The sequence below is a fragment of the Halarcobacter sp. genome (assembly GCF_963676935.1).
Classification (GTDB): Bacteria; Campylobacterota; Campylobacteria; order Campylobacterales; family Arcobacteraceae; genus Halarcobacter.
Window position 1 is genome coordinate 2,628,239 of record NZ_OY781470.1, and the last position, 18,364, is coordinate 2,646,602.

The window sequence follows — 18,364 nt, forward strand, 5'->3', positions numbered from 1 at the left end:
TTTAATAATGCAAATTTATGTAAATAGATTTAAATTACATATTGGATATAATTTCCTTTTTACAGAAGGAAGATATTTTATGAAATTTAAAATTGACGGAAAGTCATATCACAAAGCAAGAGCTTGTACTATTGAAACAGCACATAGTACTATTCAAACTCCTGTTTTTATGCCTGTTGGTACACAAGGAACTGTGAAGGCACTTGATGCAAATGATATGTTAAGTTTAGGTGCAAAAATAATTTTAGGCAACACCTACCATTTATACTTAAGACCAGGTAGCAAACTAGTTAAAAAGTTTGGAGGACTGCATGGTTTTTCAAAGTTTCCAAACTCCTTTTTAACTGATAGTGGTGGGTTTCAAGCTTTCTCTTTAAGTGATAACTCAAAGCCAGATGAAAATGGAATTACTTTTAAATCTCATATTGATGGAAGTAAACACTACTTTACTCCACAAAGTGTTTTAGATACACAATACGATTTAGGCAGTGATATTATGATGATTTTAGATGATTTAGTTGCATTACCAAATACAAAAGAAAGAATCAAAAAATCTATTGAAAGAACAACAAAATGGGCAAAAGAAGCAATAACTTACCATAAAGAACAACAATCACGTGGTATAGGTGTAAACCAAAATATTTTTGCAATTATCCAAGGTGGTACAGATAAAGAGTTTAGGCAATTAAGTGCCGAGCAACTTTGTGCACTTACAGATTTTGATGGTTATGCAATTGGTGGATTAAGTGTTGGAGAACCAAATCAAGATATGTATGAAACTGTTGAGTGGACTACAAATTTCATGCCAGAAGATAAACCAAGATATCTTATGGGCGTTGGTACACCTGAAGATTTAATTGAAAACATCGAAAGAGGTGTTGATATGTTTGATTGTGTTATGCCAACAAGAAATGCAAGAAATGGAACACTTTTTACAAGTTTTGGTAGAGTAAATATCAAAAAAGCAACTTTCAAAGAAGATGAAGCACCAATTGACCCCGAATGTGATTGTTATACTTGTAAAAACTTTACAAGAGCATATATGAACCATCTTTTTAGAGCTGGGGAAATTACATATTTTAGATTAGCATCATTACACAATATCCACTACTATTTAACCCTAATGAAACAAGCTAGAGAAGCAATTTTAGCTGATAATTGGATAGAATTTAAAAAAGAGTTTTATGCTAAAAGAGGTGTTTCGCAAGAGCAAGCTTAACCTCTTTTTAGGTATAATCCGAACAATTTATAAGAGCTGTTCATTGCTCTTTTTACAATTTTATACTTTTTATTAACAAAAAGTAGTTATTAAACTTCAAGTATCTTTGATATGGATACTTTTAAAAGGAATTATAAATGACTGTTGATGACAAACTAATAGATAAGTTAGCTAAGCTATCAAGCCTAGAGATTGAAGAATCAAAAAAAGAAAACCTTAAATCTGAACTTGCAGATATTATCAACTTTGTTGAAAATCTAAATGAGATCGATGTTTCAAATATTGAAGCAACATTTAATACTGTTGAGGGTGGTACACCATTAAGAGAAGATGAAGCTAAACAAGATTTAGAGTTATCAAATCATATTTTAAAACATGCACCACAATCTGAAGATGGGTATTTTATAGTTCCAAAAATTATTGAGTAAGGAATAAAATGTCATATAAAATTTATGGAATAAAAACTTGTAACTCAGTAAGAAGTGCACTAAAGTTTTTCAAAGACAACAATATAGAAGTTGAGTTTTGTGATTTAAGAAAAGAACCACCTTCATCTGAAGAAGTAAAATTTTGGGTTGATAAAGCAGGGATAGACACTGTTTTTAATAATAAAGGTGCAAAATATAGAGACCTAAAACTAAAAGAGTTAAATCTTGATGATAATGGTAAATTTGAATGGTTATGTAAAGAACCAATGCTTGTAAAAAGACCTGTAGTAGTTTTTGATAACAATGTACTAGTTGGTTTCAAAGAAGATATCTACAAAGAAACTTTCAAATAAAAATAAAAATATCACTGGAAAAATCCAGTGATATAATCTAAGCTCTAGCTTCTTTTAAAGTCTCAGCTATCATAAATGCCAATTCTAAAGATTGATCAGCATTTAATCTTGGATCACACTGTGTATGATATCTACTAGAAAGACCTTCAGCAGTAATAGCTGAACTTGAACTTCCTGTACACTCAGTTACATTTTGTCCTGTCATCTCTAAATGAATACCACCTGCTACACTTCCTTGTGCTTTATGGATTTGGAAGAACTGTTTAACTTCACTTAAAATATTAGCAAAATCTCTTGTTTTATAACCATTATCCGTTTTTTCAACATTTCCATGCATTGGGTCACATGACCAAACAATATTTTTACCTTCACTCTCAACTTTTTTAAGAAGATTAGGAAAAATATCAGCTACCTTATCGTGTCCCATTCTAACAATAAGATTTAATCTTCCTGCTTCATTTTCAGGATTAAGAGCATCTATAAGTTTAATTAGTTCATCCTCTTTCATAGATGGACCAACTTTACAACCTATCGGATTTTTAATACCTCTGAAATATTCAAGATGGGCACCATCTAATTCTCTAGTTCTATCACCTATCCATAACATATGTGCACTACAATCATACCAATCATCTGTTAATGAATCTTTTCTTGTTAATGCTTCTTCATAATTTAGTAATAAAGCTTCGTGTGAAGTATAAAGTACTGTTTCTCTTAATTGGTTTGTATTTTCACTTGTTATTCCACAAGATTCCATAAATTTTAATGTCTCAGAGATTTTATTTGCTAACTGATCATATTTTTCACCTAAAGCATTATCTTTAACGAAGTCCAAGTTCCATGCATGAACTTTATGTAGATCTGCCATACCACCTCTTGCAAAAGCCCTTAAAAGATTTAGTGTAGCAGCACTTTGATTATAAGCTTTTAGAAGTCTTTTTGGCTTTGGAGTTCTATCTTTTTGAGAAAAACCTACATCATTAATTATATCTCCTCTGTAAGATGGTAGTGCAATTCCATTTACCTCTTCATAGTCTGAACTTCTAGGTTTTGCAAATTGACCTGCTATCCTTCCAACTTTTACGACAGGACATCCACCTGAAAAAGTCAATACAACTGCCATTTGCATCATAACTTTAAATAAATCTTTTATATTATTTGCATCAAAAGCATTAAAAGATTCAGCACAATCTCCACCTTGAAGTAAAAAAGCTTTTCCTCTAGAAACATCAGCTAATTGACTTTTTAATCTTCTTGCTTCTTCTGCAAAAATTAATGGAGGATAAGTTGCTAACTCTTTCTCAACTTTTGTTAATTTTTCTAAATCATCATATATTGGTTGTTGTTTTATTGGAAAGTTTCTCCAACTATCTGGATTCCAATTATTCATATTTTAAGCCTTATTTTTTAAATAGTTGTAGATTTTATCTAAAATTATCTTAAGTATTAAAAGTGTAACAAGAAAGGTTACTTCCAAGTTACACTTAAATTTAATCTTTTTGTAGTTTGTTAAGTAAGTCTTTAAAAGAGTCTTTAAAAGCTGCTAATCCATCTTCTAAAAGTTTTGCATAATTACTTTTCATATCAATTTTATTATCAGCTAAAGTTTTAAAATATTTATCACAAACCTCTTCAGATGGGATTTCACTTGGTTCAGTTTGTCCATTTTCTAACCACTCATCAATAGTGGCTAGTGGAGCTGTATTTACAGAATTTGGATAAAGAAGTTTATCAATATAATAACTACCTTCTAAATCATCACCTTTTACTCCCGTACTAGCGAATAGTGTTCTGATATTTGTGTTTTCAAACTTTTCTATTTCGTGGTAACACTTAGTTGCATTCATAACACCTAATTGACCCTTTTTTAATCCTTTTGCAAAAAGTTCTGAATCACATAGTCTATCTAATCTTGAAACAAAAATAGAGATTACAGCTTTTGTATCTTTATTTGAAAGTTTTATCCCTTCATCTAAAGCCTTTGCACAAGAAATTGCTTGTTCAGGAGAAAAAATCAATGTAGCATTTACATTAATTCCTTGAGAAGTTAATTCTTTCATTGCTTCATATCCTGCATTAGTTGCAGGAACTTTTATCATAACATTTTCTGAACTAATTAAAGAATTAAGTCTAATCCCTTCTTCAATAGTACCTTGTGTATCATCGCAAAGCTCTGGATCAACTTCTATTGATATAAATCCATCATCTTGATTTTCTATATATAAATCATTTAAAAGTTCTGCTGCTCTTTTTATATCTGTAATTGCCAACTCTTCATAAATTGTTTTTGCTTCATTAGCTTGTAACATTTGAAGTTGCTGACCATATGCTACTGAATTAGAGATTGAAGATTCAAAAATTGCAGGGTTTGAAGTCGCCCCATAAATAATCTTCTCTTCAATTAGTTTTTTAAATCTATTCTCTAAAAAATCTCTTTCTATAAAATCACACCAAAGTGAAAAATTTATATCTTCTTTTAAACTCATACTTATATCCTTAAATATATTCTAATATTTTAGTCAAATCCTTTTCATCAACAATAATATTAGCTTCTTTTTTCAAAATCTCTCTTCCACAAAATGCAACTCTTTTATCTGCATATGGAAACATAGAGACATCATTTGCTCCATCCCCCGCAACAAGTGTATTCTCTTTTGATACTCCTAGTAAAGATTGAACTCTTTGAATCATATCCCCTTTTGAAAATCCAAACATCATATCTCCACCAACAAGACCTGTTAATATTCCATCTTTTTCATGTAAAATATTAGAAAAATCTGCATCAAGCTTTAATTTTTCTTTTGCTGGTGTTGTACCAATTCTAAAACCACCTGAAAAACAAACTACTTTATAACCATTCTCTTTTAATTTCGCAATTGTTTCAAAAGCTCCTGGCATAAGTGGTAAATCTTTACATATATCTACAGCCTTTGAATACTCTAAACCTTTTAGTAAAGATACTCTTTCAACTAATGATTCAAAAAAATCTAACTCTCCAGCCATTGCTTGTTCTGTAATAGCTGCAACTTTTTCTTCTAAACCTAAAGGTTTTGCTAAAAAGTCAATAGTTTCACCATCCATAAGTGTTGAATCAAAATCAAAAACTGCTAATTTCATGCCTATTTTTCCTAGTTTTATTTTTTTAAGGCTATAATATTATCTAAATTTAACTAAAGGTAGCTGATTGAAACTTGCATCTATTGATATTGGACTTAAAAGAATAGGTATGGCAATATCCCTACACAATGATATAGTAACCCCTATTCCTGCTGTTTTAAGAAAAAATAGAAATCAAGCTTCAAATGATGTTTTAAAAGTTTTAAAAGAATGGGAAATTGAAAAACTAATTGTCGGCTTTCCAAGTGCAAGTGAAGATATGCAAAAAAGAGTTAAACACTTTACTAAACTATTAGAACTAAATATCCCCTATGAGTTCCAAGAAGAGAATATGAGTTCTATCGAAGCAGAAGAGCTTATTAAAGGCGATATAAAATATAAAAGAGATGGGAGAGTTGATTCTCTTGCTGCTAAAATTATTCTTGAAAGATACTTATCTAAATAGCTATTTTTTAATATTATATACCACTGCTACAGCTATACCCTCATCATGAGTAATAGATAGATGGGACTTTTTGATTTTAAACTTTTTTCTAATCTGCTTTGAATACTTTAGTTTTGGAGCACCTAATTTATTCTTTTTAATTTTAATATCACGAAAAGAGCACTCTCTTCCAATACCTGTACCTATTGCTTTACTAGCAGCCTCTTTTGCTGCCCAAAATCCAGCAGCAGTACTTGATGACTTCACAAGTGCAATCTCTTCTTCATCTAAGAACCTTGCATATGCCTTTTGGCCAAATTTTTCATACATCTTTTCAATTCTTTGAATTGAAGCTATATCTATACCTATCATTTTTAACCTATCTACTTGTATAATACGCTCATGAAACTATTTATGAACAAATTATTATATCTTATTATCATGCTTTTTATAATAAGCTTAATATCATTTTTAGCTATCAATCTAGCACCTAATTCTTTTTTTGCTAGTGGAGAGTTGAATCCAAATATTACGCCTGAATCAATTGAACAATTAAAAGCAGTATATGGACTTGATAAACCATTATATATACAATTTTTTTCATGGCTAACTGCTTTATTACATTTAGATTTTGGTATATCTTTTGCAAGTGGGAAAATGGTAAAAGAGGAGATATTAGATAGAATTCCAATTACACTTACCATAAATATTATCTCTATGTTTTTAATTTTTGTTATATCACTATATTTAGGAATACAAGCTGCACTTAAGAAGGATTCAAAACTTGATAAGTTTGTAGGACAATTATCACTTTTAAGTTTTTCAATGCCATCTTTTTACCTTGCTCTATTATTAGTTATGATATTTTCAATCTATTTTGAAATTTTACCAATAGCAGGATTACATTCTGTACCAAATGATGGAAGTTTAACTTACTATTTAGATTTTGCTTGGCATTTAATTTTACCTATTTTTATAATAACATTTGGTGGAATTGGAAGTTTAATTTTATATATTAGGTCTTTAACTATAGAGATACTTAAATCTGATTACATATTTTTTGCAAAATCGAGAGGTTTAAGTAAAAAAACAATATTAAGATATTATATTTTGCCAAATTTATATCCACCGGTAATCACTCTTTTGGGACTTTCTTTACCGGGAATTATTGGTGGTAGTGTAATTTTAGAAACTATCTTTTCTATTGATGGAATGGGTTTATTATTTTATCAAAGTGCTTTAAGTCATGATTATCCAGTTATTATGGGAATATTAATAATTGGTGCTTTTTTAACACTTTTAGGAAATATGTTAGCAGATTTAATTCTGCTAAAACTAAACCCTAATTATGATGAAAACTAGACTTTACTTTTTTAAATGGAATTTATTTCCATGTATAAAAGAAGTTAAAAAAGATTATAAGGAATTTTTTTGAAGATTTTAAAAACTATTGAAGAACTACAAGAGGTTCGAAAAAATATTTTAGGAACTGTTGGTTTTGTTCCTACAATGGGAGCTCTACATGATGGACATATCTCATTAATAAAACAAGCTAGAAATGAAAATGACACAGTATTTGTATCTATTTTTGTAAATCCCACTCAGTTTTTACCAGGTGAGGATTTAGATGCTTATCCAAGACGTGAAGAAGCAGATAAAAAAATATGTGAAATGTGTAAAGTTGATTATCTTTTTATGCCAGAAATCAACTCTATGTATACAGAAGAAGAGGTATTAATTAAGGCTCCAAATAAAAGCTATATGTTGGAAGGAAAAGCAAGACCAGGACACTTTGATGGTGTTTTACAAGTTGTTCTTAAACTCTTTGGATTAGTACAACCAACAAATGCCTACTTTGGGAAAAAAGATGCACAACAACTTTCATTAATTCAACAAATGGTAAAAAATCTATTTTTACCAATTAATATTGTACCTTGTGCTATTGTAAGAGAGAGTGATGGCTTAGCAAAAAGTTCAAGAAATGTTTATCTTACACCTGAACAAAGAAAAGATGCTTTACTTATCTCAAAATCTCTATACTCAGCAGCAAACTTAATAGGTAAAAAAGAAACCAATATTGAAACTATAAAAAATAGAATGTATGAAGTTATGGAACCTTTAGATGTAGAATATATAGAGATTGTAAGTAGAGAGTTTGATAAGTTAAAAAGTATAGAGATAGGAAATACAATCATTTTAGTTGTGGCAAGATTTGGTAATACTAGACTTCTTGACAATATTTGGTTATAAATTTTACAATTCTTTTAGAATATGTTAAAATTCGCAAAATTTAAATGAAAGATAAAAATATATGAAATTTAGTGAAAATAAACCTTCAAAATCACTACACTTAGTAAGTCTTGGTTGTACAAAAAATCTTGTAGATTCTGAGATAATGTTAGGAAAATTAAAAGAGTATAAAATTACTAATGAACCAGAAAATGCTGATGTAATTATTGTAAATACCTGTGGATTTATAGATAGTGCAAAAGAAGAGAGCATAAATACAATTTTAACACTTCATGATGAAAGAAAAGAAGAATCTGTTTTAGTTATGGCTGGATGCTTAAGTGAGAGATACAAAGAGGAGTTGCAAAAAGAACTTCCAGAAATTGATATCTTTACAGGTGTTGGAGATTATGACAAAATTGATAAACTTGTAGAAGAAAAAAGAAGTTTTTTTACCGATGAAGTTTTTTTATTAAATGAAGAGAATGATAGAGTTATTACAGGATCTTCATATCATGCATACATAAAACTAAGCGAAGGGTGTAATCAAAGTTGTTCATTTTGTGCTATTCCAAGCTTCAAAGGGAAGCTTCATTCAAGAACACTTGAATCTTTAGTTAAAGAGGTTAAAAATCTAGTTAAAAATGGTTATACAGATTTTTCTTTTGTTTCGCAAGATTCTTCATCTTATTTAAGAGATTTAAACATAAAAGATGGACTTGAAAAACTAATAGAAGAGGTTGAAAAAATTGAAGGGGTAAAAACGGCTAGAATACTTTATTTATACCCCTCAACTACAACTTTAAGTTTGATTGAAAAAATAAAAAATTCAGATATATTTGAAAACTATTTTGATATGCCTTTACAACATATTTCAGCCAATCTTCTTAAAATTATGAAAAGAGGTAAAGGTGTTGAGAAGCTAAAAGAATTAATGGATGCTATGAGAAAAGTTCCAAATAGTTTTGTTAGAACTACTTTTATAGTTGGTCACCCGGGGGAAACACAAGAAGATTTTGAAGAACTTTGTAAATATGTAAAAGAGTATAAATTTGATAGAGCAAATGTATTTTCTTATTCTGATGAAGAGGGGACTAGTGCTTATGATAGAATTGATAAGATTCCACAAGAACTTATAGATTCAAGAGCAGAGATATTAGGTGAAATTATCTCTGAAACTACAAATAACTCTTTAGAAAATGAAATTGGAAAAGAGTTTGAAGTTTACATTGATGGAGAAAGTGATGAACATGAATATCTATTAAGTGCAAGAAAAACAACTTGGGCACCAGATATTGATGGAGAAATCTACATTAATGATAATGAATTGTATGATGAAAAAAATCCAAAACAATTAGAATTTGGAAAAATTTATAGAGTAAAAATAACAGAACTTGCTGGAGATAAACTTTTAGCTACTGTTATAAAATAATATGAATCTAAATTTCAAAAAAATCGATACCAAAAGAAATCTATTAGCATTTTCTGCTGGTGTTGATTCAACTGCACTATTCTTCCTGCTTTTAGAAAAAAAGATCCCTTTTGATATAGCAATTGTAAATTACAATCAAAGAGAGCAATCAAAAGCTGAAGTTGAATATGCGAAAGAATTAGCAAATAGATATGAAAAAAAGATTTATATAAAAGATGTAAAACTAAACAATATTTCAAATTTTGAAAAAAAAGCTAGAGATATTAGATATGATTTTTTTGAACAATTAATAAAAGAAAACAATTATGAAACTCTTATAACTGCCCATCAATTAAATGATAAACTTGAATGGTTTCTAATGCAGTTAAGTCGTGGAGCAGGACTTCTTGAACTTATAGCTTTTGATAAAATAACACAAAAAGATTCATACAAAATATATAGACCTCTTTTAGATATTACAAAAATACAACTGCAAGAATATCTAGATAAAAAAAATATACAATACTTTATAGATATTACAAACTTTGATGAAAAATATAAAAGAAACTATTTTAGAAAAAACTTTTCAAATAAGTTCTTAGATGAATTTCAAGAGGGAATAAAAAGAAGTTTTGAATATCTGAAAAATGATATAGAATCTTTAAGTATTAAAGAGATTCCTGTATATAAAGAAAAAGACTTAGAAGTATTTGAGAACCTAAATGACAATAACCTAAATATAAGGCTTGTAGATTTAAGTTTAAAAAAAAGAGGTATTCTTTTAAGTAAAGCTCAAAGAGATGAGATATTAAAACAAAAAAAATTAGTTATTTCCCACAAAATTTCAATAAGTATAACTCCAAAATATATTTTTATATCACCTTATGAACTTTGTACTATGGATAAAAATTTTAAAGAAAAATGTAGATTGGCAAAGATACCAAAAAATATTAGAGCTTATATTTTTAAAGAAAATATATTAGAAGTATTTGAGTTAATTATTTAAAAATTTTCTTAGTTTTCTATTTTCAACCATATCTTTTCTTGTTTTTTCTTTGTGTTCTTTCAAGAAATTTATATTTTTATAGAAAAGTTCATACAATATTTTAAAGTCTTCATTACTTAGTTCAAAATCTGTAATTTTTGTTTCTGTAAGATATTTTTCATTCCATCGAACAAGACCACTAGCCTTCTCGTAGGAATCTAAAGAATCAATATATATTAATTCTTCAAGAGCCTTTATAGACCAGTTTCCTCTTTCCATGCGTCGATTAAACCTTGTACAACTTTCATTACTTGATTTACTGAATTAATATTATCGTCAATTCCAGCACCGAATAAAGTTTCAATTTGATAAAGATATAAACCATCTAAATAGTAAGATACATCTCCACCTTCAAAATCTAGTACATTTCTAAGTTCATCAAAAATTGCTACTGATTTATTTATATATTTAAACTTTGTTTCAATATCGCCACTTTCCATTGAAGATTTTACAAAAGAAAGATATTTTAGTAAGCCTTCATATAGCTTTAATATTAATAAATATGGATCATCAGACACTGCATTTTGCTGTTGATATGCTTCAATTCCCATAAGATAACTCCATAAATTTATATTGAACAAAAAGTATATTATATAAATACTTAAAAAAAGTTATATTTAGAAAAATATATCCTATATTAGAAAAATTATTTTTCTAAAATGGCCAAAACATTTGAATAATACTTAATCCCCAAGGTATTTGCATAACATTTTGTTCTTGTCCATCTTTTGAATAAAGAATTTTTAAATTTGCTATCTGAGAAGATGAAACAGAATTATCAGCTGTAATATCATATGGTCTGATTACTCCTGTTAGAATTAAAGATTGTTTTTGTCCATCTATTAACATCTCTTTTGTAGCTTTAATAAAATAGTTTCCATTTTGATATACTTCTTGAATAATAGCAGAAACTGTCGTTGCAAAATCTTCACTCAGCTTAGTTTTTACTTCACCTTTATTGTCTATTGCAGAATTTGTTTCAAAACCTAAATCAGTAAAAGGATTTATTTTGTTTGCTAACCTCTCAGCGAAACCACCTTCTGTACCTGCGGTAGCAACTCCTCCACCAAATGAATTACTTCTATCTGAACTAGTTTCTCTTTTGTTATTTGTATTAGAAGATAAAGATTCATCAATCTTAACTTGTAAAATATCTCCAATTTGTAAATCTTTTTTATCTGCAAATAAAGATGGTCCTTTTATAGAATATAAGGAACCTTTATTTTTTCTAACAACTGGTTGTGCTTTAGGTACTTGTTCTTTGGGTTTAGAAAATTCTATTTCTGGGTTTTGTGATACACACCCAACTAGAAGAAAAGGGATAAGAGATAAAAATATATATTTAATTTGCATTATATTTACTTTCAATTACATATTTTAAATCAATCGCAATTTTTATATCTTTTAAATCTTTTTTGATTAAAGCAGCACTTCCATATCTTACAGTTAATGCATCTAAGTTAGTATCTGGGTCTACAACAATCAATGCCCTATTTGATACAATCTTTACATCAATAACCTTTCTTTGACCAATCAAGTCTACTGCTGTCTCAATCTCTCTATAAATTACTCGCTCTAATTTTTTAGCACTTTCATTTTTTTCATTAATCTCTATTTGTTTTAATTTTTTTTCACTTTCTAACTGTTCACGTTTTGTGTATTCTTCACTCATGTGAAAATAGTATGCAATAAGCATTACAACTAGTGCACCTATTGAAAGGAGCTTTATTAAAGCTCTTTTCTTACTATTTGTTTTAACAGCTACTATCATTTTTCTATTTTATTACAAATGAAGTAAACAATATTTGTTTAACATTATTCTTTTGGATATCATCATTATTTGAAGTAACTTCATTTATAATTGAATTAATATCATCTAGTAATTCTTCTTTTAAAAGTGCTTTTCCACCTACAGTTAAAAGTTCTTCTGAACTTCTAGAACTAATTTGTGCTATAACTGAATCAACAATTTCTGGTTTATACTCCTCAACAATTGCTTCAATTGTAGGTTCTGTACTTTTTATAGAGAATGATAATTTCATCAATTTTTCTCTACCTTTTGCGTTTGTAATATTTAAAACTAAATCATTTATACTTGTTTTATAAGTTTCATTTGAATTAGTACTTTCTTGCTTTTGTACTTGTTCTTGACCATTTTGATTTTGACCATTTAACACACCACTAGAAACTAATAAATACCCTCCAATACCAACTGCTGCTAAAAGTATTACAACTAATACAACAAGTACAATAATTAAACCTTTTCCTCCACCAGATTGTTTTACTTCTTCATTTTCATCAGCCATATTATTTATCCTTCTTCATTATTATTTACTTTATAGTCCTTTAACATTTGTGTTAATATTGAAGCATTTTTAGGACTTATATATTTCATCAAAGATGTTATATTTTTATCTTTTAATCTTAAGATTATATCAAAAACATCTTCAATTTTTCCCTCAATAATCATTTGATTAAAAATTTCTGCAGCAATTTTTGGTTTCATTTTATTATAAATATTTGCTGTTTTACTATCAACTTCACCTTTAATATTTTGTAATAATTCTTTATTTTCATCTCTTAAAGCTTGAATATCTTTTTTCTCTTTTTCAACTTTTGCTAACAGAGTTTCTAACTCTTTTTTTCTTACTTGATACTCTTTTTCTTTTTTATTATAAAAAGTATTCAAATCTTTTTTTAGTTCTTTTATTTCAATTTTTTGTTTAATTAAACTTGCACTACTAACCTCTTGAGCATTAACACTTATAATAACAAAAAATAACAAAAGTAAAACTTTAAATAATCTCATTTTCTCAACCTGTAATATATTTACTCTGTATATATTCATTTGATGCTTCCTCTTCTGCAACTAAGATTTGCCTCAATTGTTCTTGTTGTTGCTCTTCTAAAATATATTTAAACTGTTCACTCTCTTTTTGAAGCTCAATAATCTCTTTATTTAATATATCCATTTCTTTATTTAAAATAACTTTCTCTTCTTCAAGTTTTTTAATATGTAACTTCATAGTATTTTTATGAATTTGTAAAATTGCAAAATCTGAAACTGCCCCATATTTTTCTACACTTGTAGTATTGATTTTATTTTCGGTAAACATAATTTCATCATTGATGTGACTTATTTTAGAAAGAATTTGACCTTTTTCCATCATTTTTTGGTCTGTTTGCATTTTTTTTAATTCATAAAGTTTTTCTATCATTTTATTGTCCAAAAACCAAAATCAAATCCCATAAATCTTTTGTATATGTCTCAATGTTATCTCCAATCCAAGGTAAAGATATAAGAACAAATACTGATACAAATATAATTTTAGGAACAAAAGATAAAGATGCATCTGAAACTTGTGTAACAGCTTGAAATATTGAAATCACTAATCCAATTACCATACTAACAATTAATGAAGGTAATCCTAAAATTAGAATGATTTTAACTGTGCTTTCTGCAATTCCTATTAAATCCATACTAATCTTTTACTTTAATAGTTATCTCCAGTGTTTTATTATTAAGAAGTTGAGAAATTAGTTTTGCAATATCATCAGCACTAGAACTACCTAAATTTAAACTCTGTGAATCATTTTCTTTTTTTTCTATAGGGGTATTAATACTTGTGTTTTTTACTGGCATTGGTTCAGTATCCACTCCATCTAACGCTGCTAATAAATCTGCTTCATTTAATGAATCAAATTCTGAAAACTCATCTGCCATTTCAACTCCTTGATTTATATTCTCTTCTTCGAAATTATTATCATTTATATTTTCATTTTTATCAACTTCTATATTACCAAAATCTTCTTCAAAACTCAAATCTTTTAAAGCTGCTTCATCTTCTTCTAAACTATCATCTTCTTCAACTAAATCATCTAGCTCATCAAGTAAGGAATCGTTTAATAAAGGGTCATTTAATAAAGGATTTTCTTTTTCATCTTCTATTAATGATCCCATATCATCCTCTTCAATCATAGAAGATATATCATCTATTTGTTCAATCTTTGCTTCTTCTTCACTTGGACTCAATAACTCTTTAAGTTCATCATCTAATTGAATATAATCATTAGAATCTTCATTATCATAAGCATCTTCAACAATCTCTACAATTGATTCTTGAATTCTTTCAGATTCATTATTATCTATTGATGCATCTAATTTATTTTTTATATGGTTTGAAAGTTCTTCCAAAGAATCTACTGATATATCACCAATTCCATGATCTAGTAAATATTCTTGTTCAATACCATCCTTAGGTTTAAAAAGCTTGATTTTATTATTTAATGAGTTTTTCTTAATAATTTTAGAATCATCAATCAAATAAATATTATTTGGATTATCTTCGATTGCATTTTTTAAGTCTTCTAGAGTATCAAGATCTATTACTTCCCCATTATCACCCAATCTAAATTTTATATTAGAATGTTCTAACAGTTCATGTATATCTTTTTTAAAATCATCACTACCGTAAATATAAATAATCAAAAGATATCCTAATATTATTTTTTGCTTGATTATACCTATATTTTATATAATTTTAGATAAAATTTAAACAACTATGTCTGAGGTGCAAAATTGAGATTTCTTATAACGTTAATTTTCATTGTTAATTCAGTTTTTGCTGTAACAATAAAAGATATATCAAATATTGTAGGAATAAGAGATAACCAACTTATTGGTTATGGACTTGTAGTTGGACTTGCAGGAACTGGTGATAAATCACAGTTTACAATGCAAAGTTTACAAAATTTACTTAGAAATTCATATATTAAAATTCCTACATCATCGATTAAATCAAAAAATATAGCAGCAGTTATGGTCACTGCTGAATTACCTCCTTTTTCAAGACAAGGTGATAAAATAAAAATTAAAGTTTCAGCAATTGGTGATGCAAAATCAATAGACCATGGAGAGTTACTTTTAACTCAATTAAAAGCTGTTGATGGTCAAGTCTATGCTTTAGCTCAGGGAACTATCGTTGCCGATGCAAAAAACAATACTACAGGTTTTATTTATGATGGAGCTACTATAGAAAATGAAGTAGATTACTCTTTACAAAATGAAAACTCTATAACTTTAAGTCTCTTAAAAAATGATGCTAAACAAGCCTATGAGATTGAAAAAAGGATAAATGAAACTTTTGGTGCAAGACTAGCTATGGCTACAGATACAAGAACTGTGGAAGTTAAAAAACCTCGAAATATTTCAACTGTAAAATTTATATCTGATGTTCAAAGTATCCAATTAGATTCTGATTTTAAAAAGAAAATTATTATAGATATGCAAAGAGAAACAATAATTGCTGGAGCTGATATTCAGATTGATCCAGTAACTGTTGCAAGAGAAAATTTTACTATTAGAATAAAAAAATCTGCATTAAATGAAAAAGAATGGGATGATCCACAACAAAACCCAGGTAGAGATATTGGTGATGATGTAAAACTTGATAATAAGCCAGTTGCTGTTAATATTGACAATACTCTTTTAAATAGTAAAAGCACTCCAACAGTATCTGATTTAGTTAGAGCAATGAAAGTTATGCAACTTCCTATGACAGATATTATTGATACTATTAAAATGATAAAAGAATTAGGTGCATTAAACGTTGAATTGGAAATAAGAGGATAAAATGGCTGAATTTTTAAGTCAAGATGAGATTGATGCACTTTTAGATATTGCTGAAGCTGGTGAAGAGATTGATACTAATGCTGATGAGCAAATTATATCTAAAGAAAAAAATTACTCAATTTATGATTTTAAAAAACCAAATAGAATCTCAAATGAGCAATTTAAAGCATTTTCAACCCTACATGATAAAATGCTAAGAGATTTGATTACAGACCTTTCAGCCATGCTTAGAAAAGTTGTTGATATTAAATTATACTCTATTGAACAAATGACATACGGAGAGTTTATACTTTCTATTCCTCAATTAACTTCTCTTAATACTTTATCAATTAAACCTCTTGATGGAAGAATTGTTGTTGAGTGTAACCCTGGAATTTCTCACAAGATTATTGCTGAACTATTAGGTAGTGGTGCAGTTGCTGCAAGCGATAATTTGGATAGAGAATTAACAGAAATTGAAGTTAATATATTTGAACACTTTTATAAAATGTTTGTAAAACACATGTATAAAGCTTGGCAAGAGATTACTACACTAAATTTTAAAATTGAATCAAGGGATACAAATGCCAATGCTATCCAAATTATCTCAGACCATGAAATTGTACTTTTAGTTGTACTTGAGATTACAATTGATGAGGAATCAGGCTTCTTATCTATTTGTTACCCTATCGCATATATTGAGCCGTTATTAAATAAAATTGTTGAAAAAATGTTTAATGAGGGTAAAAATAAAAAAGCTAGTAGAAAACCAGATATTACAACTTTAATCTCTGGTGCTAAGATGAATGTTGAAGCAATAATGGCTGAAACAGAACTAACTGTAGGTGAATTATTAAAACTAAAAACTAACGATATAATTGTTTTTAATAAAAATGCAACTTCATCCTCTTCCAAAATATATATTAATAGTACAGAAAAATTCTTAGGAGTTTCTGGAGTATCAAGTAACAGAAAAGCTATTCAAATGAAAGCTAATATTGACCATGAGAAACAAGAAACATTAGAGATACTAAGAAATATGAGAGAAGAAAGAATTAAAAAAGCCGAAGAATCAAATGCAAATATAAAAAGGCTTTTAAGAGAAAGAAATTTAGAAACTTCTAAATCCCCTTCAAATTAGTAGATAAAAACTACTCTTCTATACTCCAAGATAGTTTCTCTCCTGCAAACATAGGTACAACTAATTCATTGTTATATCTATAAGCATCAGGAACAAAAAAATCTTTTTTTATTAATTTTATTAATTTCTCTTTTGGTTTATAATTATAAATTTTTTGAGCATTTAAACTTACAAAACTATTTAAATTTTCTAATTTTCCATTTGTTTCAAAAAGATCCGCTAAAACTTGTAAAGCTATTGGCGAAGTGAAAACTCCTGCAGCACAGCCACAACACTCTTTTTTATGTTTTGGATGGGGTGCGGAATCGCTTCCAAACATTAGTTTTGGGTGAGCATTTAATGCAGCTTCTAATAAAGCACTTCTATCTTCTGGTCTTTTTGCAATTGGTTTACAAAAAAGATGTGGTTGCAACATTCCTCCAGCTACATCATCCAAAGTAATAAGTAAATGATGTAAAGTTACAGTTGCATATAAATTATCATATTTATCTAATAAGTTTACTGCATCTTTTGTTGTAATATGTTCCATAATAATTTTTAATTCTGGAAAGGAAGAAGCAATTGATTCATAAATTGGCATGAACTCTTTTTCTCTATCCATTACAAAACCATTTGTTTCCCCATGAATACATAAAGGAATTCCCAATTTACTCATTGTTTCTAAAGTTGGTCTTAATACTTCTACATCCATTGATGCTACACCAGTTTCAGAGTTTGTAGTAATACCCGCAGGATAAAGTTTGATTGCAATTATCTCATCTTTCATCTCTTCTAAAAATTCATATGAATAATCATTTTTAAAAAATAGAGTCATTTTAGGCTCAAATTCATCTTTACCACATGCTTCAATAATTCTTTGTTTATATGCTAATAAAGCCTCTTTTGTAGTTACAGGTGGTACTAAGTTTGGCATAACTAAAGCACCTGCAAATGTTTTTGAACTTAAAGGAGCAACAAGCTTTAACATCTCTTCATCTCTTAGATGAAGATGCATATCTAAAGCTGTATTTACAGTAAAAGTCTGCATATTATAATGCGTCCTCGTCTTCTTCACCTGTTCTAATTCTTACAGTTTTTTCAATTGCAGATACAAAAATTTTACCATCACCAATTTTTCCAGTTTTTGCAGAATTAATAATAAGATCTATAGTTGAATCTACATCATCTTCTGCAACAATTAATTCAATTTTAATTTTTGGTAAAAAATCAACTACATATTCTGCCCCTCTATATAATTCAGAGTGACCTTGTTGTCTACCATACCCTTTCACATCAGAAACAGTCATACCTGTTATCCCTGCTTGTGTTAATGCATCTTTTACATCTTCTAATTTAAATGGTTTAATTACTGCTTCAATTTTTTTCATAATAATCCTTTTTTTATAT

The 18,364-nt window shown here is 28.3% G+C and carries 25 protein-coding genes; 10 read left to right on the forward strand and 15 right to left on the reverse strand.

From position 1 onward, the window contains the following. Positions 1 to 79 precede the first annotated feature (79 nt). The 3 genes from tgt to ACKU4C_RS12870 all read left to right on the forward strand — a co-directional run bounded on the left by tgt (position 80) and on the right by ACKU4C_RS12870 (position 2,000). Entirely contained in the window at positions 80 to 1,219 is a 1,140-nt protein-coding gene (tgt, locus tag ACKU4C_RS12860; RefSeq protein ID WP_321312618.1) for a tRNA guanosine(34) transglycosylase Tgt, read from the forward strand. Between the two features lie 137 nt (positions 1,220 to 1,356). Beyond that, positions 1,357 to 1,647, forward strand: a complete 291-nt coding sequence (gene gatC / locus ACKU4C_RS12865) for an Asp-tRNA(Asn)/Glu-tRNA(Gln) amidotransferase subunit GatC (protein WP_321312619.1) — start codon at positions 1,357 to 1,359, stop codon at positions 1,645 to 1,647. A gap of 8 nt (positions 1,648 to 1,655) precedes the next feature. Next, entirely contained in the window at positions 1,656 to 2,000 is a 345-nt protein-coding gene (locus ACKU4C_RS12870) for an arsenate reductase family protein (protein WP_321312621.1), read from the forward strand. 37 nt (positions 2,001 to 2,037) lie between these two features. Here ACKU4C_RS12870 and ACKU4C_RS12875 read toward each other — a convergent pair whose 3' ends face one another. The 3 genes from ACKU4C_RS12875 to serB form a co-directional block, all read right to left on the reverse strand. Then, positions 2,038 to 3,390: a class II 3-deoxy-7-phosphoheptulonate synthase gene (locus tag ACKU4C_RS12875; protein ID WP_321312623.1), complete on the reverse strand. Its 1,353-nt coding sequence runs from the start codon at positions 3,388 to 3,390 to the stop codon at positions 2,038 to 2,040. A gap of 100 nt (positions 3,391 to 3,490) precedes the next feature. Further along, complete coding sequence (locus tag ACKU4C_RS12880) at positions 3,491 to 4,486, reverse strand: transaldolase (protein WP_321312624.1); 996 nt, start codon at positions 4,484 to 4,486, stop codon at positions 3,491 to 3,493. A gap of 10 nt (positions 4,487 to 4,496) precedes the next feature. Continuing rightward, positions 4,497 to 5,117, reverse strand: a complete 621-nt coding sequence (gene serB, locus ACKU4C_RS12885; RefSeq protein ID WP_321312626.1) for a phosphoserine phosphatase SerB — start codon at positions 5,115 to 5,117, stop codon at positions 4,497 to 4,499. A 67-nt stretch (positions 5,118 to 5,184) separates the two neighbouring features. On the opposite strand from serB, the gene ruvX reads away from it, so the two are divergent. Continuing rightward, complete coding sequence (ruvX, locus tag ACKU4C_RS12890; protein WP_321312628.1) at positions 5,185 to 5,562, forward strand: Holliday junction resolvase RuvX; 378 nt, start codon at positions 5,185 to 5,187, stop codon at positions 5,560 to 5,562. Here ruvX and acpS read toward each other — a convergent pair whose 3' ends face one another. Then, positions 5,563 to 5,913, reverse strand: coding sequence for a holo-ACP synthase (gene acpS / locus ACKU4C_RS12895; protein WP_321312630.1), 351 nt, complete (start codon positions 5,911 to 5,913; stop codon positions 5,563 to 5,565). It abuts the gene before it with no gap. 30 nt (positions 5,914 to 5,943) lie between these two features. Between acpS and ACKU4C_RS12900 the strand changes: the two genes are divergently transcribed. The 4 genes from ACKU4C_RS12900 (at position 5,944) to tilS (ending at position 10,187) form a co-directional block, all read left to right on the forward strand. Then, positions 5,944 to 6,903: an ABC transporter permease gene (locus ACKU4C_RS12900; protein ID WP_321312632.1), complete on the forward strand. Its 960-nt coding sequence runs from the start codon at positions 5,944 to 5,946 to the stop codon at positions 6,901 to 6,903. Positions 6,904 to 6,972: 69 nt separating this feature from the next. Next, positions 6,973 to 7,791: a pantoate--beta-alanine ligase gene (gene panC / locus ACKU4C_RS12905; RefSeq protein ID WP_321312634.1), complete on the forward strand. Its 819-nt coding sequence runs from the start codon at positions 6,973 to 6,975 to the stop codon at positions 7,789 to 7,791. Between the two features lie 61 nt (positions 7,792 to 7,852). Beyond that, on the forward strand, positions 7,853 to 9,202 hold the full coding sequence (gene rimO / locus ACKU4C_RS12910; protein WP_321312635.1) for a 30S ribosomal protein S12 methylthiotransferase RimO: 1,350 nt from the start codon (positions 7,853 to 7,855) through the stop codon (positions 9,200 to 9,202). A 1-nt stretch (position 9,203) separates the two neighbouring features. After that, positions 9,204 to 10,187, forward strand: coding sequence for a tRNA lysidine(34) synthetase TilS (tilS, locus tag ACKU4C_RS12915; RefSeq protein WP_321312637.1), 984 nt, complete (start codon positions 9,204 to 9,206; stop codon positions 10,185 to 10,187). Here the strand turns inward: tilS and ACKU4C_RS12920 are convergent. The 9 genes from ACKU4C_RS12920 to ACKU4C_RS12960 form a co-directional block, all read right to left on the reverse strand. Further along, entirely contained in the window at positions 10,176 to 10,445 is a 270-nt protein-coding gene (locus tag ACKU4C_RS12920) for a hypothetical protein (protein ID WP_321312639.1), read from the reverse strand. The two genes, tilS and ACKU4C_RS12920, sit on opposite strands and share 12 nt — an antisense overlap. After that, positions 10,421 to 10,777, reverse strand: a complete 357-nt coding sequence (fliS, locus tag ACKU4C_RS12925) for a flagellar export chaperone FliS (RefSeq protein ID WP_320035186.1) — start codon at positions 10,775 to 10,777, stop codon at positions 10,421 to 10,423. The genes ACKU4C_RS12920 and fliS overlap by 25 nt, the downstream gene beginning before the upstream one ends. Positions 10,778 to 10,880: 103 nt before the next feature. Next, a complete protein-coding gene (locus tag ACKU4C_RS12930; RefSeq protein ID WP_321312641.1) occupies positions 10,881 to 11,579 on the reverse strand; it encodes a flagellar basal body L-ring protein FlgH in 699 nt (232 codons plus the stop codon). After that, positions 11,569 to 11,997 (reverse strand): hypothetical protein, encoded by a 429-nt coding sequence (locus tag ACKU4C_RS12935; protein ID WP_321312644.1) that lies wholly within the window; start codon positions 11,995 to 11,997, stop codon positions 11,569 to 11,571. Before ACKU4C_RS12935 ends, ACKU4C_RS12930 begins: the two co-directional genes overlap by 11 nt. Before the next feature lie 4 nt (positions 11,998 to 12,001). Beyond that, complete coding sequence (gene fliL / locus ACKU4C_RS12940) at positions 12,002 to 12,532, reverse strand: flagellar basal body-associated FliL family protein (RefSeq protein ID WP_321312645.1); 531 nt, start codon at positions 12,530 to 12,532, stop codon at positions 12,002 to 12,004. Between the two features lie 5 nt (positions 12,533 to 12,537). Further along, positions 12,538 to 13,035, reverse strand: a complete 498-nt coding sequence (locus ACKU4C_RS12945; RefSeq protein ID WP_321312647.1) for a hypothetical protein — start codon at positions 13,033 to 13,035, stop codon at positions 12,538 to 12,540. A gap of 4 nt (positions 13,036 to 13,039) precedes the next feature. Further along, the gene (locus tag ACKU4C_RS12950) at positions 13,040 to 13,444 is read right to left on the reverse strand and encodes a hypothetical protein (RefSeq protein ID WP_321312649.1); all 405 of its coding nucleotides are present in this window, start codon (positions 13,442 to 13,444) and stop codon (positions 13,040 to 13,042) included. Position 13,445: 1 nt separating this feature from the next. Next, positions 13,446 to 13,706: a flagellar biosynthetic protein FliQ gene (locus ACKU4C_RS12955; protein WP_321312650.1), complete on the reverse strand. Its 261-nt coding sequence runs from the start codon at positions 13,704 to 13,706 to the stop codon at positions 13,446 to 13,448. 1 nt (position 13,707) lies between these two features. Next, the gene (locus tag ACKU4C_RS12960) at positions 13,708 to 14,715 is read right to left on the reverse strand and encodes a hypothetical protein (RefSeq protein WP_321312651.1); all 1,008 of its coding nucleotides are present in this window, start codon (positions 14,713 to 14,715) and stop codon (positions 13,708 to 13,710) included. A 90-nt stretch (positions 14,716 to 14,805) separates the two neighbouring features. Between ACKU4C_RS12960 and ACKU4C_RS12965 the strand changes: the two genes are divergently transcribed. Then, positions 14,806 to 15,858 carry a flagellar basal body P-ring protein FlgI gene (locus ACKU4C_RS12965; protein ID WP_321312653.1) on the forward strand — a complete coding sequence of 351 codons (1,053 nt, stop codon included), beginning with the start codon at positions 14,806 to 14,808 and terminating at the stop codon, positions 15,856 to 15,858. A gap of 1 nt (position 15,859) precedes the next feature. Further along, complete coding sequence (gene fliM, locus ACKU4C_RS12970; protein WP_321312654.1) at positions 15,860 to 16,978, forward strand: flagellar motor switch protein FliM; 1,119 nt, start codon at positions 15,860 to 15,862, stop codon at positions 16,976 to 16,978. Positions 16,979 to 16,988: 10 nt separating this feature from the next. Here the strand turns inward: fliM and pyrC are convergent, their stop codons facing one another. Both pyrC and ACKU4C_RS12980 read right to left on the reverse strand, forming a co-directional pair. Further along, entirely contained in the window at positions 16,989 to 18,005 is a 1,017-nt protein-coding gene (gene pyrC, locus ACKU4C_RS12975) for a dihydroorotase (RefSeq protein ID WP_321312655.1), read from the reverse strand. Position 18,006: 1 nt separating this feature from the next. Next, a complete protein-coding gene (locus ACKU4C_RS12980; RefSeq protein WP_321312656.1) occupies positions 18,007 to 18,345 on the reverse strand; it encodes a P-II family nitrogen regulator in 339 nt (112 codons plus the stop codon). Positions 18,346 to 18,364: the final 19 nt, after the last annotated feature.

What these genes read in the sequence shown, in the direction of transcription:
- tgt (WP_321312618.1), top strand. Translation starts at nt 80, where the DNA reads ATGAAATTTAAAATTGACGGAAAGTCATATCACAAAGCAAGAGCTTGT.
- gatC (WP_321312619.1), top strand. Translation starts at nt 1,357, where the DNA reads ATGACTGTTGATGACAAACTAATAGATAAGTTAGCTAAGCTATCAAGC.
- ACKU4C_RS12870 (WP_321312621.1), top strand. Translation starts at nt 1,656, where the DNA reads ATGTCATATAAAATTTATGGAATAAAAACTTGTAACTCAGTAAGAAGT.
- ACKU4C_RS12875 (WP_321312623.1), bottom strand. Translation starts at nt 3,390, where the DNA reads ATGAATAATTGGAATCCAGATAGTTGGAGAAACTTTCCAATAAAACAA.
- ACKU4C_RS12880 (WP_321312624.1), bottom strand. Translation starts at nt 4,486, where the DNA reads ATGAGTTTAAAAGAAGATATAAATTTTTCACTTTGGTGTGATTTTATA.
- serB (WP_321312626.1), bottom strand. Translation starts at nt 5,117, where the DNA reads ATGAAATTAGCAGTTTTTGATTTTGATTCAACACTTATGGATGGTGAA.
- acpS (WP_321312630.1), bottom strand. Translation starts at nt 5,913, where the DNA reads ATGATAGGTATAGATATAGCTTCAATTCAAAGAATTGAAAAGATGTAT.
- ACKU4C_RS12900 (WP_321312632.1), top strand. Translation starts at nt 5,944, where the DNA reads ATGAAACTATTTATGAACAAATTATTATATCTTATTATCATGCTTTTT.
- rimO (WP_321312635.1), top strand. Translation starts at nt 7,853, where the DNA reads ATGAAATTTAGTGAAAATAAACCTTCAAAATCACTACACTTAGTAAGT.
- tilS (WP_321312637.1), top strand. Translation starts at nt 9,204, where the DNA reads ATGAATCTAAATTTCAAAAAAATCGATACCAAAAGAAATCTATTAGCA.
- ACKU4C_RS12920 (WP_321312639.1), bottom strand. Translation starts at nt 10,445, where the DNA reads ATGGAAAGAGGAAACTGGTCTATAAAGGCTCTTGAAGAATTAATATAT.
- fliS (WP_320035186.1), bottom strand. Translation starts at nt 10,777, where the DNA reads ATGGGAATTGAAGCATATCAACAGCAAAATGCAGTGTCTGATGATCCA.
- ACKU4C_RS12930 (WP_321312641.1), bottom strand. Translation starts at nt 11,579, where the DNA reads ATGCAAATTAAATATATATTTTTATCTCTTATCCCTTTTCTTCTAGTT.
- ACKU4C_RS12935 (WP_321312644.1), bottom strand. Translation starts at nt 11,997, where the DNA reads ATGATAGTAGCTGTTAAAACAAATAGTAAGAAAAGAGCTTTAATAAAG.
- fliL (WP_321312645.1), bottom strand. Translation starts at nt 12,532, where the DNA reads ATGGCTGATGAAAATGAAGAAGTAAAACAATCTGGTGGAGGAAAAGGT.
- ACKU4C_RS12945 (WP_321312647.1), bottom strand. Translation starts at nt 13,035, where the DNA reads ATGAGATTATTTAAAGTTTTACTTTTGTTATTTTTTGTTATTATAAGT.
- ACKU4C_RS12950 (WP_321312649.1), bottom strand. Translation starts at nt 13,444, where the DNA reads ATGATAGAAAAACTTTATGAATTAAAAAAAATGCAAACAGACCAAAAA.
- ACKU4C_RS12955 (WP_321312650.1), bottom strand. Translation starts at nt 13,706, where the DNA reads ATGGATTTAATAGGAATTGCAGAAAGCACAGTTAAAATCATTCTAATT.
- fliM (WP_321312654.1), top strand. Translation starts at nt 15,860, where the DNA reads ATGGCTGAATTTTTAAGTCAAGATGAGATTGATGCACTTTTAGATATT.
- pyrC (WP_321312655.1), bottom strand. Translation starts at nt 18,005, where the DNA reads ATGCAGACTTTTACTGTAAATACAGCTTTAGATATGCATCTTCATCTA.
- ACKU4C_RS12980 (WP_321312656.1), bottom strand. Translation starts at nt 18,345, where the DNA reads ATGAAAAAAATTGAAGCAGTAATTAAACCATTTAAATTAGAAGATGTA.